14 protein-coding genes are annotated in these 15,006 nt (G+C 56.2%); 1 reads left to right on the top strand and 13 read right to left on the bottom strand.

Annotated elements, in window-relative coordinates:
* Nucleotides 1-237: 237 nt before the first annotated feature.
* From MTX78_RS11290 to mnmA, 5 genes are all read right to left on the bottom strand, one after another.
* A complete protein-coding gene (locus tag MTX78_RS11290) occupies nucleotides 238-1,062 on the bottom strand; it encodes an alpha/beta fold hydrolase (RefSeq protein WP_243802716.1) in 825 nt (274 codons plus the stop codon).
* A 243-nt stretch (nucleotides 1,063-1,305) separates the two neighbouring features.
* Nucleotides 1,306-1,626: a hypothetical protein gene (locus tag MTX78_RS11285; protein WP_243802713.1), complete on the bottom strand. Its 321-nt coding sequence runs from the start codon at nucleotides 1,624-1,626 to the stop codon at nucleotides 1,306-1,308.
* Nucleotides 1,627-1,789: 163 nt separating this feature from the next.
* Nucleotides 1,790-3,487 carry a S8 family serine peptidase gene (locus MTX78_RS11280; protein WP_243802711.1) on the bottom strand — a complete coding sequence of 566 codons (1,698 nt, stop codon included), beginning with the start codon at nucleotides 3,485-3,487 and terminating at the stop codon, nucleotides 1,790-1,792.
* Between the two features lie 252 nt (nucleotides 3,488-3,739).
* Nucleotides 3,740-4,495 carry a hypothetical protein gene (locus MTX78_RS11275; RefSeq protein WP_243802708.1) on the bottom strand — a complete coding sequence of 252 codons (756 nt, stop codon included), beginning with the start codon at nucleotides 4,493-4,495 and terminating at the stop codon, nucleotides 3,740-3,742.
* Nucleotides 4,496-4,505: 10 nt separating this feature from the next.
* Nucleotides 4,506-5,675 carry a tRNA 2-thiouridine(34) synthase MnmA gene (gene mnmA / locus MTX78_RS11270; protein ID WP_243802706.1) on the bottom strand — a complete coding sequence of 390 codons (1,170 nt, stop codon included), beginning with the start codon at nucleotides 5,673-5,675 and terminating at the stop codon, nucleotides 4,506-4,508.
* A gap of 203 nt (nucleotides 5,676-5,878) precedes the next feature.
* Here mnmA and MTX78_RS11265 point away from each other — a divergent pair, with 203 nt between their 5' ends.
* Nucleotides 5,879-6,508, top strand: a complete 630-nt coding sequence (locus MTX78_RS11265; protein ID WP_243802704.1) for a beta/alpha barrel domain-containing protein — start codon at nucleotides 5,879-5,881, stop codon at nucleotides 6,506-6,508.
* A 121-nt stretch (nucleotides 6,509-6,629) separates the two neighbouring features.
* On the opposite strand, the gene MTX78_RS11260 is transcribed toward MTX78_RS11265, so the two are convergent.
* The 8 genes from MTX78_RS11260 to MTX78_RS11225 all read right to left on the bottom strand — a co-directional run bounded on the left by MTX78_RS11260 (nucleotide 6,630) and on the right by MTX78_RS11225 (nucleotide 14,952).
* The gene (locus MTX78_RS11260) at nucleotides 6,630-7,469 is read right to left on the bottom strand and encodes a maleylpyruvate isomerase N-terminal domain-containing protein (protein WP_243802702.1); all 840 of its coding nucleotides are present in this window, start codon (nucleotides 7,467-7,469) and stop codon (nucleotides 6,630-6,632) included.
* Nucleotides 7,470-7,570: 101 nt separating this feature from the next.
* Nucleotides 7,571-8,233: a tRNA (guanosine(46)-N7)-methyltransferase TrmB gene (gene trmB / locus MTX78_RS11255; protein ID WP_243802699.1), complete on the bottom strand. Its 663-nt coding sequence runs from the start codon at nucleotides 8,231-8,233 to the stop codon at nucleotides 7,571-7,573.
* Nucleotides 8,234-8,308: 75 nt separating this feature from the next.
* Complete coding sequence (locus tag MTX78_RS11250) at nucleotides 8,309-9,607, bottom strand: bifunctional folylpolyglutamate synthase/dihydrofolate synthase (RefSeq protein ID WP_243802697.1); 1,299 nt, start codon at nucleotides 9,605-9,607, stop codon at nucleotides 8,309-8,311.
* A 127-nt stretch (nucleotides 9,608-9,734) separates the two neighbouring features.
* The gene (locus MTX78_RS11245; RefSeq protein ID WP_243802695.1) at nucleotides 9,735-10,616 is read right to left on the bottom strand and encodes a hypothetical protein; all 882 of its coding nucleotides are present in this window, start codon (nucleotides 10,614-10,616) and stop codon (nucleotides 9,735-9,737) included.
* Nucleotides 10,617-10,737: 121 nt separating this feature from the next.
* Nucleotides 10,738-11,154: an ExbD/TolR family protein gene (locus MTX78_RS11240; RefSeq protein WP_243802693.1), complete on the bottom strand. Its 417-nt coding sequence runs from the start codon at nucleotides 11,152-11,154 to the stop codon at nucleotides 10,738-10,740.
* Between the two features lie 97 nt (nucleotides 11,155-11,251).
* The gene (locus MTX78_RS11235; RefSeq protein ID WP_243802690.1) at nucleotides 11,252-11,974 is read right to left on the bottom strand and encodes a MotA/TolQ/ExbB proton channel family protein; all 723 of its coding nucleotides are present in this window, start codon (nucleotides 11,972-11,974) and stop codon (nucleotides 11,252-11,254) included.
* Nucleotide 11,975: 1 nt separating this feature from the next.
* Nucleotides 11,976-13,151: an HU domain-containing protein gene (locus tag MTX78_RS11230; protein ID WP_243802688.1), complete on the bottom strand. Its 1,176-nt coding sequence runs from the start codon at nucleotides 13,149-13,151 to the stop codon at nucleotides 11,976-11,978.
* 97 nt (nucleotides 13,152-13,248) lie between these two features.
* Complete coding sequence (locus MTX78_RS11225; protein WP_243802685.1) at nucleotides 13,249-14,952, bottom strand: TonB-dependent receptor; 1,704 nt, start codon at nucleotides 14,950-14,952, stop codon at nucleotides 13,249-13,251.
* Nucleotides 14,953-15,006 lie beyond the last annotated feature (54 nt).

Genomic DNA, 15,006 nt, shown 5'->3' with positions numbered 1-15,006 from the left:
ACTATCAGCAGCCACTGTCAGCAACCCGTAAGGAACGGCTCAGCCTTAACGGTTGACGCCGGAATATTTATTGTTTGCTCTAAATGAAAATCCACCCCTATAATGACGGCGGTCTTGGCGCGGCTTAGTCCTGGTCATCGAAGACTTCGCGTGCCCGCCACTTCGCCCAAGGCTAGCGAGGACTCTGCTCTACTGCTTAGCTACCGTAGCACCTTTAAAGCGAACCAGGCAGAGACGTCAGCGAACCGAGCTTTCGGGGGCTAGGGGAGCTGGCCCCAGATAGCGCTTTAGTACATCGATAGTTGCCACGGGCGCGTTTAGGTGCGGGTAATGCCCCTCAGCGTCCACAATGGCCAGGGTACTATCAGGTAGATGCGCGTGTAGGTAGTGCCCTACCGGCAGGGGCGCAACCGAGTCATCGGCACACTGCACAACTAAGGTTGGAATACGCAGCTTGTGTAGCTCGTTCCGATAGTCGGAGAGGAAAGTGGCCCGAGCAAATTGGCGGGCAATGGCTGGCTCCACCCGCAAAAAGCTAGTCAACAGGTCATCTAATAGTTCAGGGCGCATATCCCCACCAACTAACGCCGGCACCATCATGTGCGACCAGCTAAGGTAGTCTTGCCCGAGGAAGCGAAGCATCTCCTCTAAATCAACAGGGTCGAAACCACCTGCGTAGCTTTCGTCATTAACATAACACGGAGAAGCAGCCAGCAAGACAAGCCTCTCGAACAACGCTGGTTCCTGAATAGCGGCCAACACGCCAATCATGCCACTGACCGAGTGCCCGACATATAGCACCTTAGACAGTTGCAGTTCCCGCAGCAGGTTGAGCAGGTCGGTTACGTAGCCATCCAGGGTCTGGTAGCGGGTGTAATCATACGCCGCTGGATCGGAATTGCCCGCCCCTACTAAGTCGAAGAGTACGACACGGTACTGTGCTGCAAAAGCGGGTGCAACGTAGCGCCACGCCTGTTGGTCGGTACCAAACCCATGAGCAAATACCAGGGTCTGTGGCCCTGATCCATACGTGGAAATATTGTGGCGACGATAGATATCCATGACCACAGCAAGCTACATAAAGTTGATTATTTAGACTACCGGTGCTCTTACCAAACCCATCAAATCTAGCCCCGCTGGTGATTAGTGCTAGTAGCCGAGTGGCAGTGAGCAGCCTCTGCTGTTTGCCTTCAATCACCTAATGTTTAGGTGTAGTGCACTGTGCATCTGTCAGTAAAGAAAAAAGCAGGCACCAGACGTTTCCGCTAGCACCTGCCTCTTACTTGTTGGGACCGAACGGCCGCCTTATTTGCTTACTTCTTCTTTGGTCCAGGCTTTCCAGTCTAGTTTGCCGTCTTCGGTTTTGCGCAGAAAATAGGTCTGATCATCTTCCTGGCGCTTGCCGAACGTCACGTCAGCACGGCAGTCCAAACAACGGAGCGACGTGTATTTGAATTTATCCTGCGCCACGCGGGCAGTCAGGTCGAGGTTATCGGAACCACAGATGCCGCACTTGGCTACATCAGGGAAGCTCAGCCGCTCGTACTCGGTCACTACCTCGTGGAGGTTGGCGCCCTGAACGGTGAAGTGAAACTGGCGACGCCCCAGGCGCTTCGAAATCATCATTTGTAGCATGCTACTGGTGTTTTGGGTTTGAAGACCCGAGTTAAAAGAAAGTGGAATTCACCTCGTTGAATCCCCCGACAAGATACTAATATTTTTTGCTTAATACTAAAAATATACGCTTCAACATCTGTTAAATTCATTCTTATGTGAAGCCTCAATCCGCCTACTGCTTCACAAACCGCACACTGCGTTGCACTTTACCGCCAGCTTGTACAGCACAGCTATATACTCCACTCGCTAGCGAAGAAGTAGGTAACCGAACCTCAGCAGCAGTGGTGGCCGGCAGTAGGCGTTCAACTACCATAGTACCACGGGCATCATAAACCCGGACCTGCAAAGGCAACGACCGAAAAGCAGGCGTCAGCTGCACATATAGCTCCCCGTCTTTCACCGGGTTGGGATACACCACCAATTGGTTATTAGCTGAAGCCGGATTAGCAGCGGCCAGGGGCATGCCAGGATTAGCAAGATTGTAGGCCAGCACAAAATTGGGAATACCGTACCCCAATAAATTGTTGGGACTGGCGTACTGCGAGCCGGAACGCTGCAAAAAGCCAATGACTTGCTGGGCAGTTAGCGTAGGGTTAGCTTGCCAAAAACCAGCGACCATACCCGCCAGCACCGGACAAGAAAACGACGTGCCATTGCTGCGCGTTGGCTGCCCCGCCACGTTGACCACTGCTGCCAGGGCCCCCTGAGCAGCTAGGTTGGGCTTAACGCGGTTGTCGGCGCTTGGCCCCTGAGAACTGAACGGTGCGTAATTACGCAACGAATCGACTGCTCCCACTGTCAGGATGGAATCGGCATCGGCCGGCGCCAAAATCTTCTGCCACGACCGGTTGCCTTCGTTGCCCGCCGAATTTACCACCAGCATGCCTACCCGAGCGGCTACCGTTGCGGCGCGGGTTGAAATAGCGGTGCGTCCGTTTAGGTCGGCATAGGAGTAGTTGATATAGGGCACATCAAAATCCCGATAGCCCAACGAGGAACTGATGATATCGACGCCCGCAGAATCGGCTCGCTCGGCTGCCACCAGCCAGTTCACTTCCTCGATGGGGTTTTCTGCGTAATAGTCCTCGGTCACGTACAGCCGGTACGTCGCCTTGGGAGCTGTGCCCACGAATACGCCCGTTTGGTTGGCGGCCAGTGTGGAAAGGGTATTAGTACCATGGCTATCTAGCCGGTACACATCGGCGCTGCGCTCCACGAAGTTGTAGGCATCCGCAATGCGGTTTTCAGTGCGCAACGAAGCAAACGGCGCCGATTGATTCACGCCCGGAAAGCCATCATCAAACACAGCAATCTGCATGCCCTCGCCCCGGAAGCCAGCAGTATGCATGGCCACGGCCCCAATCATAAACGCCTGCTGGTATGCCGTACCATAAATAGGGTTGGCTTGCACCCGCTGCTGATTGTTATCTACGGGAGCAGCCTCCTGCTTACGGGGCGTAGCAGCAGTGGCGTTTCGATTCAACGTCTGGGTGCTGCGCACGAAGGGCAGCGCCTGCACTGTAGCCAGCGTGGCTGAGTCACAGTTGACCACAACCGCGTTGAACCAGCGCGAACTGTACCACACGGTTGCGCCGGGCACTGCACGCACCTGCGCTACGTAGTCGGGGGTCACGGGCAGGTCGCGGGGCTGTACGGCAATATTCTGGCGCGTCCGGCGCGTAATAGCCCGCGCCGAGAGAAACGCCTGGGGCTGGCTCACGGTAAAAGGCGTACCTGCTTTGTCTCGGAAATACACCAGATGCTTCCGTACGGTGGCCGCAGCAGTACCGGCGTTGCTCTGCGCCACCCCTGGTGAGAGGGCCGTAGCAACAGTTAGCCCGGTGAGCAATGCAAAGGAAAAAACACGCATAAGCAAAGATCAGTTAACACTTGCTGAAAGATACGATTTTAGCACTAAAGCCGGGTTTGTGCCACTCACCTATCTCCGGCCCTTCCCTTATGGCAACACACTCCTTTGCTTTCGGTTCTCTACGATCCTTTTGCTACGCAGGTAATCAACTCCTAGCCGCCTACCACAACTACCTGACACATGCCCTTTGGGCAAAAAGAAACCGCCACCCAGTAGGCAGGGCGGCGGTTTTTGTAGCAGTTGTCTTGGGTATTAACGGCCTTTTTCGATTAGCACCTCCGTACGCGACGTGCCTCTAAAAATAACGTTTGGGGAAGGAATGTCGCTGGTACCGGGCTCGGTGTAAATGAACCGGCGCCGGTTTCGATACACTATCCCTTCTCCTAACGCATACACTTGCTGCACCCGGAAATAATAGAAACGGTTGATGTAGGTCGTTTCCTCCTTCTCATCCGGCGTGGTGGTGGTCAAAGTTTGAGGATAGGTGACGGTAGTGGTGCCAGATGTGGTAGTGAAAGGCTCACCTACGCGGATATAGCGCAGGTTTTGCTCTTTGATATCGTTCTGGTTGTTGAAAGCATTGGCATTCCAATAGCCCTCGCGCACCGGAAATATCAACTCTACCCGACGTTCGTTGTTGCGCGTAACCAACACGTTGCCCGCGGCCGGGCTCACTACCAGCACACTGTCATCCACCCAAGAATCAGCGGCAGTTGCGCGCCGAGACCGTATCACGCGAAAATTCTGCCGACCGGTGTCGTCTACGTACTGCTCGGCCACCCGCTCCCGAAACTGAAACCGGCTGTATGATTTCACGTTGCGGGTCCAGGTGGTATCAACTACGTTATAGATCCGAAAGTCGCCCACGGCCAACGGGTAATAATTGGTGTCGATCGGGACGACCTTCTCGGATTCGTTCTTGCAACTCGCCACGGCCAGCGCCAACAGCCCGGCAGCCGCCCACCGATGAGATGAAAAATAGGTGAGTAGCGACGAATAGCAAGACATAAAAGTTGAATTATAACGTGGCAGTAGCAGCCGAAGATACGGGACTTTCGCCAATAGTATGGCGTTCAATCCAGCCGCCGCCGAGCACATCTTGCCCATCATAGAACACAGCGGCTTGGCCAGGCGTCACGGCGTGTACAGGCTCCTCGAAATACACGTGAATTTTGTCGCCGATTTGCTCTAGAAAAGCCGGGGCTCCATCGTGGTTGTAGCGGATTTTGGTGGTGCTGGGCACCAACCCACGTCCTTCCAACGAAGCGAACTTGCCCATGTTGAGCTTGCTTACTACCGTGCGGCTGCTGGCTAAGTCATCGAAATTGCCAAGCACCACTTCATTGGTATCGGGCCGGATTTCCGTCACGTATACCGGGAACCCTAACGCCACCCCCAGGCCTTTGCGCTGCCCAATGGTGTAAAAAGGATACCCTTCGTGGTTGCCAACAAACGTACCGTCGCGCAAGACAAACCGGCCACCCGCTACCCGCTCTTCCAAGCCCGGCACCCGGCGCCGCAAGAAGCCACGGTAGTCGTTGTCAGGAATAAAGCAGATTTCGTAGCTCTCCGGCTTGTTTACAAGTTCCGTAAAGCCCCGCCGACGAGCCTCGTCATAAATTTCTGTTTTGCGCATGTGGCCCAACGGAAACAACGTGCGGCTTAGGCTCTCCTGGCTCACGCCCCAGAGGGCATAGCTTTGGTCTTTGTTTTCGTCGAGGCCTTTGCTAACGATGTAGCGGCCGTCTTCGAAACGTACGTTGGCGTAATGTCCGGTGGCAATGAACTCGCAGCCCAGCTGATCGGCACGGCGCAGCAAAGCATCCCATTTGATGTGGGTGTTGCACAGCACGCACGGGTTAGGCGTGCGGCCAGCCAAGTACTCGTCGGTGAAGTTGGAGATAACGAAATCACCGAACTCGTCGCGAATATCAATGATGTAGTGCGGGAAGCCTAGGTCTACTGCTATCTGCCGGGCATCGTTGATGCTGTCAAGCGAACAGCAGCCGGTTTCTTTTTTCGAGCCGCCGGCCGAGGCGTAGTCCCAGGTTTTCATGGTCATTCCAACCACTTCGTAACCCTGCTCGTGCAGCAGCAAGGCCGCTACGGATGAATCAATACCGCCGCTCATAGCGACGAGGACGCGCCCCTTGGTAACTGGCGGCGCGGAAGCTGTAAATTGCGTCATAAGTGAAATGCCCGTGGAGTCAAGGTCCGCGGCCACGTGGCAAAGATAACACATGCCGGCCGGTCGTGGTTTCCTTTGGTTTCCGATGGTTTCTGCTGACTTGCACAACGGCAGCCACTAACGCGCAGCGGCTCCCCCGGAATGTTTACTTTTGCGCTTCGCACAAAGGCCGCATTCGTTGTGGACCACCTAATTTATCTGCTATGTCCTTGCTTACGTCCGTGCTGGTGCGCGGCATCAACAACCTCTCTGATGCTCGCTATTGCGCCGGCATGGGAGCCGACCGGCTCACGTTTCAGTTGGATCCTTCCTTGCCCGGGCACCTTACCCCAGAAGCCGTTAAAGAAATCAGCGGCTGGATAGCCGGCGTGGAGTTGATTGGCGAATTTGATACGTTGCCCGCGGCCGAAATCAACGACCTCGCCCAGCGCTGCAATCTGCAGGGCATTCTGCTGCACCGCCGCCGCACTCCCGAGGAGCTGGCTAAGCTGGCCCTACCCGTGCTTAAGCTCGTGAGCTGGATACCCGATATGCTACCCGAAGACGTAGATACTCGCTTTCGCGACCAGCAAGCACACGTGGCAGGCTTCGTGCTGGCGCAGGCGCCCGACCAGCCGCTCACTCCCAAACAGCTTTCCCATCTCATGCAGCAAGCTGGCTCCTTCCCTATCTGGCTAGGCGCCAACTTCGCTGCCAGTACCAAAGGCTCCGTCCGCCAGCTTGTCGAGACCATCCGCCCTACGGGTATCGTCCTCGAAGGCGGCGACGAACTCAAGCCCGGCCTGCGTGACTTCTCGGAAATGGAAGCGGTGTTCGAGGAGTTGGAAGACTAAGTTTCTCGTGGCTGTATTGCCGCTACAACAGCGAGGCCAGCGCCCTAACGGGTAGCTGGCCTCGCTGTTGTAGCGGAGAGGCATCTTGAGCAAGGAGGGCTAGCACATCAAGGCTTACCCATCAGGCCATAACCGTGAGCAGGCTATACACTGGCTGCGTCAGATGCGGCTCCCCCTCGACCACGACGTGCGCCTCAGCTAAGGGCCTGGGGAGGCTCTTCGTGAACAGCCGCCACGCCACAGCGCCGTCCAGCGTAATAGTAGCCGCTATTGGTCCGCTGTAGTAAGTACCTAGCTCCCACCCCGCAACGTGGCGCTGCAAGTACCACGTGTCGCCAGCTGCACCGGTTACGGTGAACTGCACCACTGTGTCGGGGGCGGCATCTACGGTCCGGTAATGGTGCGGCAGCGCCCGTATGCAAGTAGCCAGAAACGGCTGGTAGAACTCGGGCGTCAACAGGGGCTTTTCCTGTCCTACTGCTTGCCGGATTTGCTGCTGGTGGTGCCATTTTTCAGTGTAGTCGCGGGCCACGTGAAACCAGTTCCACGATTGTTCTTCCCCGGCCCAGCCTACGGCAAACACCGCAGGCTCATGCAGTGGCAATGACGCCATATAGGCATTGTAGGCAGGGCCACTGACCTCTAGCAACCATGTGATTACCTGCGGGCTCAGCCGCTGACCAACTGCTACCCATTCTGCGTTGAGCTGGTTGAGGTAGCGTACTACGTCGGCGTGTGCGCCACTGGTTGGCCCAGGCCCACCGAAGTGCCCGTCTCGCAGCATCGACAAGGTGCGAAGAGAGCCATCGAGCAAGTGCAACGCCACATCCCGCACGCGCCATGTAGGCACCACCGTCGCTTTCTCCCAATCCGAAGCCGGCAGTGCGCGCAACAAGGAAACCAAGTGCGCATCCAGCACCGGCAACAAATGTGCAATATCTAGAATAGGTAGTGGCTGCATGGGAGCGTCAATAGGTTAACAAGCTCGGTGACCTAGCACACAGTAGGCTGAGTTCAAGGGCACCGCAAACTAACTTGTGCTCTTGAATATAGAATCTGTCATCAGGAAAGCTGGAACTGCAAGTACTTGATGGGAACCCCCTGCGTCCGGTACTTGCTTTCAAAGTTGGTTTCGATATCCTCGGCGTGTGGCAGTAGCTCTGGCGTGGCGTACAGGTCTTTGGTGAAGACTAGCAGCGTCACACCGGGCCGTTGCTGGAGCGTTTCCAGTGAGTAATCAAACAACGCTTCATTGTCGGTTTTCAGATGCACCAACCCACCGGGTTGTAGTAGTTGCTGGTACAAGTCGAGGTAGCGCGGCGCGGTAAGACGGCGCTTGATATCCCGGTCACGCGGCCGGGGGTCGGGAAAGGTTATCCAGATTTCACTCAGTTCGCCAGGTGCGAAGTGCTTCGGCAAGTCCAGGGCCCGGGTGCGGATGAAGCCTACGTTGGTCAGGCCCAGTGCTTCGGCACGGGTGCTACCTCGCCATATCCGGTCACCTTTAATATCAAGGCCCAGGAAATTACGCTCGGGGTAGCGGGTGGCCAAGCCCACGGTGTATTCTCCTTTTCCGCATCCTACTTCCAGCGTAATGCCGTGCGGGTTCTTGAAGAACTCTTCGTGCCAACGGCCGCGCAGCTGTTCGTAGGTAGGTTTGCCGGGCTCTATAATATCGGCCCGCTCCGCGTTTTCAGCGAAACGCTTTAGCTTGATTCTGCTCAATTGAAATGCTGGATTATGAATGCCAACTTATAAAGTTACTCAACGACTGCACATCCTGAATTCAGTGTTCTTGATTCAGAATGTAAGCTCCGCTACCACAAAGGTACTGCCCCCAATGAAGACCACATCATCGGGCCCGGCCGCAGCCTGAGCCGCGGCTACGGCCACTGACACCGGCCCGCAGGCCCGGCCCTGCAAGCCCACTGCCGCCGCCGCCTCAGCGAGGGTGGCAGCCGGCAACGCGCGCGGGATAGTAGCCTGACAGAAATAGTACGTTGCTTCTGTTGGCAGCAACGCCAGCATCTTCGACACGTCTTTGTCGTTGACCACGCCTAACACAAAATGTAGTTGCCGGCGGGGCAGCCGGGCCAGTTGGCTCATCACCAGCTGCAGGCCTGCTTCATTGTGCCCAGTGTCGCAGACCACGAGCGGCTGGCGGCCCAGAATAGTCCAGCGTCCCCGGAAACCCGTGAGTTGGCGGACGTTCCGCAGACCTTCACGCACGGCAGCCTCCGGCACCTCAAATCCCTGGCGGCGCAGTTCGTCCAGCACCGCCAACACGCCCGGCAGATTCAATTGCTGATATTCCCCCACCAACCCTAGCTCTAGATGCGTAAGCAGTGGGTTTCCGTCGTACGTTACGGATAGCACCTGAACTTCCTGATCAGGGGCGGGCTGGACTTCCAGAATAGTGCGATAGTGCTGGTCGGCGAAAAGCAGAGGTGCGTGCTCGGCAGCGGCTTTCTGCTCGAACACAGTTTGTACTTCTGGCTGCGTTTGGCTGATAATAGCAGGGATGCCCGGCTTGATGATGCCCGCTTTTTCGGCGGCAATCAGGGGCAGCGTCTCACCCAGCAGGTTTTGGTGGTCGAAGCTGATGTTTGTAATCAGGGAAACGAGCGGGGTAATGATGTTGGTGGAATCAAGCCGCCCCCCTAGCCCTACCTCAATCACCGCTACGTCTATCTGCTGTTCGGCGAAATAGGAAAACGCCAGCGCCACGCACATCTCGAAAAATGAGGGCTGCACCAACTCAAACAGAGGCTTCCATTGGGCCACCCACGCCACCAGGTACTCGGGCGTAAGATCTTGGTCGTTCACTTTGATTCGCTCCGTAAACTCCCGCAGATGCGGCGAGGTGTACAGCCCCACCTTATAGCCGGCCGCTTGCAGCACCGCCGCCAGCAAGTTGGAGCTGCTGCCTTTGCCATTCGTTCCGGCTACGTGCACGCACCGTAGCCGCCGCTCCGGGTTGCCCATAGCCGCGGCAAGCTTTTCGGTGTTTCCCAACCCTGGTTTGTAGCCTGCCGCCCCTACTCGCTGGAAAACGGGCAGTTGGCTGTAGAGATACTCAAGGGTTTCAGCGTAGGTCATGGTAGGTTACAGGTATTGAGTGCGACGGTGTGTGAAGTGAGGTACTATTCGGCCATGCGCTTTAAACAAAACCGCCGACCGGAAGAATCCGACCGGCGGCCTTTACGCTAGTCCCGCATCTCGCAGGCTAATCTACTTTGAAGCGATAAGTGATAAAACCGGTTGCGCCACTGTTGCCGGCCTGCGTCCGACGAAAAGAAGCGGATTTCAATAGGAAATCCCGGCAGACCTGCACCTGGCTGGGGGGCACATTGCCGCCTACTTTATCTACGGAGACAATGTCGCCGTTTTCGTCGATCTGAATCTTGAAGCGCACATAGCCGCTTTCGTTGCTTACCATGGGCGGACGCTCCCGGGTGGCCAACGTCCAGCCGCTCATCTCGAGGCCGCCGGAGCCGGGACTGCTGCCGCTGCCTCCACTACCTGGCTGTCCGTACAGGGCCTTTGCATCGAGGCTGCCATTTGGGTCGCCTTGGTCGCCCACAGAGCCGGGCCGGTCGCCGTTGTTGTTGCCAGTAGGTGCATTGCTGGTGCCGTTCACTCCGTTGCCACCACCATTGGCGCTGCCTTTGGGGGTGTAAAGAGTGCGGGGGCGCTCCACAGGCTTCGGAACCTCACGCACCTCTTCTTTCACCGGGGCGGGCTTTTCTACGGGAGGAGCCGTTACGGGGCTTTCCTCGGCGTCGCTGGTGATGATGCGTTCCTGCGTGGCCTGCTGAGGCACGGGCGGGGCAGTTTGCTGTTGGGGTGTAGGCTGCGGCGCTGGGTTGGAAGCCGGTGGCCGGCTGTCTTCCCGATTGCGAGAATTGTTGGCAACGGCCATACTCTGCACGTCGCCGGAACCAGCCTCGTCCATGCCGTAATTCAGCTCCACTCCGTCACCACCCATGGCATCGAGCGGCGGATCAGGACCTTTGAAGACGGTGAAGAAAAATACCGCTGCCAACAGCGCATGAATAAGCACCGTCCCGATAATGGCTTCTTTCTGGTGTTCTTCGCGATATTCCATGGGCGTTTTTCGTTGCTTGCTTTTCGTTTTCAACCTGCTCTTCGCTTGGCGGAAGCACCTCGGCTTCCCTTTCTACTTAGCAAACGAGAAACCAGTATTTACAAACGAAAACCAGCCAAACTTACTTTCCGGCGGCCTGCTGGGCCTGCGTGGCCATCACCATCTTTATCTTCAGACGGTTACCAATTTCAAGAATATCTACCAGCTTCTGCACATTCTGCGAAGCATCTACGCGCAACACAACGGTCGGCAAATCGAGCTGCTGGTTTTGAATCAGGCTGGTTAGCTCGGCCTCCAAGCCCTGCGCCGTGGTCGGCTTCTTATTAACGAAAACCGCCCCAGCTGCGTCCACTGACACGGTAATAGGCTGCTTCATAACTTGCTTGCTGCTCTTGGCATTGGGTAGCAGCAGCTTGATAACGTTGGGGTTCACCATCGTCGACACAATCAGGAAGAACAGCATCAGAAAGAACATGATGTCGTTCATCGAGCTGGTCTCGACGTGCGAGGAGAGTTTTCGGCGCCGGCTTAAATTCATGTGAGTTACCAGTTATCAGTGAGCAAGTGCCAGTAAAATCAGTCAGCAAGAGGTTGGGGAATAACCTAGCAACAGATAACTGGCAACTAGCAACTGATTAGTTGTCCTGAAGAATGTCCATGAACTCGATGGCCGAGTTTTCCATCCGGAATACAAGGCGCTCGACCATGATGCTGAGCCAGTGGTAGCCGATGTGCGCAATGATGCCCACAATGAGGCCCGTGGCGGAGGTTACCATTTTGGTGTACAAACCACCCGAAATCTGGGCAATGCCAAAGTCACCGGTGGCACTGATGGCGTAGAAAATCTTGATTACCCCGATGATAGTACCCACGAAGCCCAGCATCGGCGCAATACCAGCAATGATGCCCAGGATGCTGATGTTTTTTTCGAGGCGGGCAATTTCCACTTTCCCAACGTTCTCTACGCTGGTTTCAATGTCTTTGAGCGGCAAACCGATACGGCGGATGCCTTTCTCGATCATGCGGGCCAGCGGCGTAGCCGTTTGAGCGCACAGCATTTTTGCACCTTGCAAGTCGCCTTTCACCATCAGGTTGCGAATGCCGGGCATGAACGACTCAGGTACTGCCGCGGCTTTGCGAATGGTGATGTAGCGCTCGAAGATGATGTAGAGCGAGATGAACGACAGCAAAAACAGCGGAATCATGATGCCGCCGCCTTTCACTATCAAATCAATCAGGGAAAGGTCGGCAGCCGCGGCGTTGGCGGCGGCATTGGCGGCAGTAGCAGAAGAATCAGCGGCAGCAGCGGGAGCACTGCCAACTTGCATTTGAAGCAGCAGGGAAAGCAAAAGCGTCATGCTAGTAGTTGAGAACCCAGAGAGTATTGCCCATCCGCTTGCGCAGAATAGTGGCTTGGCGGTCAGCGGAAGTGCGGTCGGAGAAGTCGGCCACGGAAAGCTTGTACTGGCGGCTACCAGCAGGCGGGGTGATAACGCGCGCCGGATGCCCTAAGCGCACGAGCGCCTGGCGGCCTTTTTCGGCATTAACCATCGTGGTATACGAACCCGCAATGACGTAGTAACGGCCGGTGCGGCTTTTAACTGTCGTGGCGGAGGTAGCGGCGGTTGCATTGGTGGCGGCAGCTTTTTCCCAACCGGGCGCTTTCGTAGCAGGCTTGGCAACAGCTTTGGCGGGCTTGCTTTTCTGGCCTTGGCCATCGTGTGCGGGCAATGCCGCAGCCGGCTTAGCTGCTGCCGTTGGAGTGGCTTTGGCAACTACCGCGGGCTTGGGAGCTGGCGGCGTTTCCACGGGGCGGGTGGCCTTAAAGTTGTTGGTAGTAGCTAAAGCCGCTTCCTGCTGGCTGACGGCTGGAGCAGTTTGCGCTACTGGCTCCACCCGAACGTGGGGGGCTTGCTTCTCTACCGAAGACTCTTTTATTCGCAATGCATCAGGCAAATAGCCCTGCTGATCGGCAAACATGTAATTAGCTGAGAACACCAACCCAACTAAAACCGCAGCCACTGCTCCACGCAGGAATTTTATGCCGCGTGTGGCACGTCCTGAAGCAAGCTGCGGCACGGCAGGCTGCCGTTCCCGCGAAAGCAAGGCATCGGTGGCACGCACAGGGCGGGCTACCAACTCAGGCAACCCAAAGCTGGCGTTGAGCAGGTTATCACTCCCACTGTATTCAAACTCCAGCCCGCGGCCAGCAGCCCGGCGGAAGATGCCAATACCGGGAAGCTCGGTCCGTTGGTTCGCTTCCAACTCTTGTTGCATCCGGGCTACGGCTTCGCGTACCATCTGGCGGGCTTGGGCCGGGCTCAGATTCAGTTGCACACTCAACGCATCCACCAACAATCCATCGTTGCGAGTCAGCGACTGATTGAAGGCAATGCGCTTGGCTGGAGGGGCCAGCGTATGCCGCACCGGGTGAACCCGAGCGGGCGCATAGTCGGCAATCAGGCCGCCAAAATCAGGGATGATAACGCAGTCATGGTCCCGAAGCAGGGTGCGAATATGGGTGGATAGCGGCAAGGCGTAGTCGGATTAAGTGGGTAGTGCTTGGTGCTCAGTACTTGATGATTACAGCTGCATCATCAAAGCACTGATATCCCAATAGCGGGTGTTCTTCTCAGAAGTCGTAGGTCACGCCGGCTAGCACGTTAATGCCTTTCACCGGATAGTTCAGAAACCGTTCGTACTTGCGACCAAGGAGGTTATTGCCCATGGCAAAGATGGACAGATTTTCCTTAATGCGGTAATCACCGCGCAGGTTCAGGTCCACCACAGAGTCAGTGGGACGGACAACTTCGCGCTGCGGCTGGAACGGACCACCCACCGGCCGCCGGAATGAAGAGCCAAAACTAGAGCTGTAGGTGTAGAGTTCAGCGCCCAGCAAAAGCTTGTCATACACGTTGTGCGTGGCAAACAACACCGACTGAAATGCCGGCCGGTGAAACGCTTCGGCCAGAGTTTTCACATTGTAGCCGTTGTAGTCAGCTTTCAACCCAATGCGTGTTTTTTCCGCCGCGTTGTAGATGATTTCACCGTGAATGTTCACTAATTGCGTCGCCTTCTTGTCATACACCAAGTCGAACTTGGTGGAGTCACGGCGCGAGTTGTTATAGAAGTACAGGTTCCGGTCGTTGCTTAGGGTCAGGCGGGCATTCACCTCCAGCGCGCGGGCTGGTGCCGCGTTGAAGCCAAAGTATACCGTTGGCCCACGACGCGTATCCGCAACGCGTTGGTTGGGTGCCAACCACGGATTCTCGGTGGTAAGGTCGTACATCGTAACTCGTTCCACGCCACCGCCAAGGCCTCCATAGACCACAAACTTGTCTTCTGTTACGGTATAGCCCACCCGCACCGCCGGGTACACGTTGAACTGCTGAGCCTGCCGGATGGTGTCGCCGGTATAGCCAATAGTGGCACCCACAGTCACCGCCAGCCTGTTCAGCGTCGCTTCATAGGCCGGTGTGATTTGGAAATAAGGCCGGTTGTATTTCAACGAGTCCTCGAATGAAATGAACGACAAGTCGCCATTGATACTCACCCGGCCCTTCTCCCCAAGCACATACGCCGAGCGCAGCGTAGCATATAGATTGTTTTCCTTGGCCTCGAAACGGTCGTTCCAGTGGCGAAAACCTACTCCCAAATCATACTGAAAAGTGGTTTCCGGAGCCTGATTACGAGCATATACTTTTACGCCAGCTCGGGTGAAAGTTTGTTTGAGATTATCGGCTTCGGGCAGCATAGCTACGTCGCGGTTGTACCCGTAGAAGTTGTACCGTTCCCGGCCTAGTTCCACTTTGGCTCCGAGCGCCGTAGCGCCACTGTAGGTTTCGCCATGCAGGTCCAAGCTAGTGCGGCTCTGACCGGAGTTTTTCTTGTCGATGGGGCCACGGGCCGAAGCAAGATGGTTCAGATCGAGGCCATAAGAGGCGGAGTTGCTGCGCGTGTTGTGCAGGTGTGCCCGGCCTAAAAAAGTGCCGTAGTTGCCGACCCCTGCTTTCAGGTAGTTACCGGTCTGCGGAGCTGGTTCTTCCTGCCGAATAGTAAGCACCCGCACCGAGGGGTTAAGCAGATCGGCCGGCAAGCGAAAATCCGGGTAGGTATAGCCGACTTTGGATGCCGTTTTGGCCGGCGGGTCAATCTTGATTTTCTCGAAGTTGCGAGCGGCCTCTGGCAGTTGATTCACTCGCTCCTTTACAATCTCAATTTCGGCCTCCTCAATCTTACCGCGGGTGTTAGGGCGCGTGGTTTGTGCCTGAACTGCCGCAGGTGCTGCAGCTAGTAGACCGGCCAACGCCAGCAATTTCGACGGATGAAACGTCATAGTTCGAGGGTTAGATTCTTTGCAGGCTATGGTTTAAATAGTCTGCAGCAAGTA

Origin of the sequence: Hymenobacter tibetensis (assembly GCF_022827545.1) — a bacterium.
Lineage (GTDB): Bacteria > Bacteroidota > Bacteroidia > Cytophagales > Hymenobacteraceae > Hymenobacter > Hymenobacter tibetensis.
The sequence above is the reverse complement of the archived record's forward strand: the minus strand, read 5'-3'. Positions and strand labels throughout refer to the sequence as shown.

Coding starts and splice junctions, on each gene's coding strand:
- MTX78_RS11240 (WP_243802693.1), bottom strand. CDS start 11,154: ATGAATTTAAGCCGGCGCCGAAAACTCTCCTCGCACGTCGAGACCAGC.
- mnmA (WP_243802706.1), bottom strand. CDS start 5,675: ATGACGCAATTTACAGCTTCCGCGCCGCCAGTTACCAAGGGGCGCGTC.
- MTX78_RS11285 (WP_243802713.1), bottom strand. CDS start 1,626: ATGATGATTTCGAAGCGCCTGGGGCGTCGCCAGTTTCACTTCACCGTT.
- MTX78_RS11275 (WP_243802708.1), bottom strand. CDS start 4,495: ATGTCTTGCTATTCGTCGCTACTCACCTATTTTTCATCTCATCGGTGG.
- MTX78_RS11245 (WP_243802695.1), bottom strand. CDS start 10,616: ATGGAATATCGCGAAGAACACCAGAAAGAAGCCATTATCGGGACGGTG.
- MTX78_RS11290 (WP_243802716.1), bottom strand. CDS start 1,062: ATGGATATCTATCGTCGCCACAATATTTCCACGTATGGATCAGGGCCA.
- MTX78_RS11250 (WP_243802697.1), bottom strand. CDS start 9,607: ATGACCTACGCTGAAACCCTTGAGTATCTCTACAGCCAACTGCCCGTT.
- MTX78_RS11265 (WP_243802704.1), top strand. CDS start 5,879: ATGTCCTTGCTTACGTCCGTGCTGGTGCGCGGCATCAACAACCTCTCT.
- MTX78_RS11235 (WP_243802690.1), bottom strand. CDS start 11,974: ATGACGCTTTTGCTTTCCCTGCTGCTTCAAATGCAAGTTGGCAGTGCT.
- MTX78_RS11225 (WP_243802685.1), bottom strand. CDS start 14,952: ATGACGTTTCATCCGTCGAAATTGCTGGCGTTGGCCGGTCTACTAGCT.
- MTX78_RS11260 (WP_243802702.1), bottom strand. CDS start 7,469: ATGCAGCCACTACCTATTCTAGATATTGCACATTTGTTGCCGGTGCTG.
- MTX78_RS11280 (WP_243802711.1), bottom strand. CDS start 3,487: ATGCGTGTTTTTTCCTTTGCATTGCTCACCGGGCTAACTGTTGCTACG.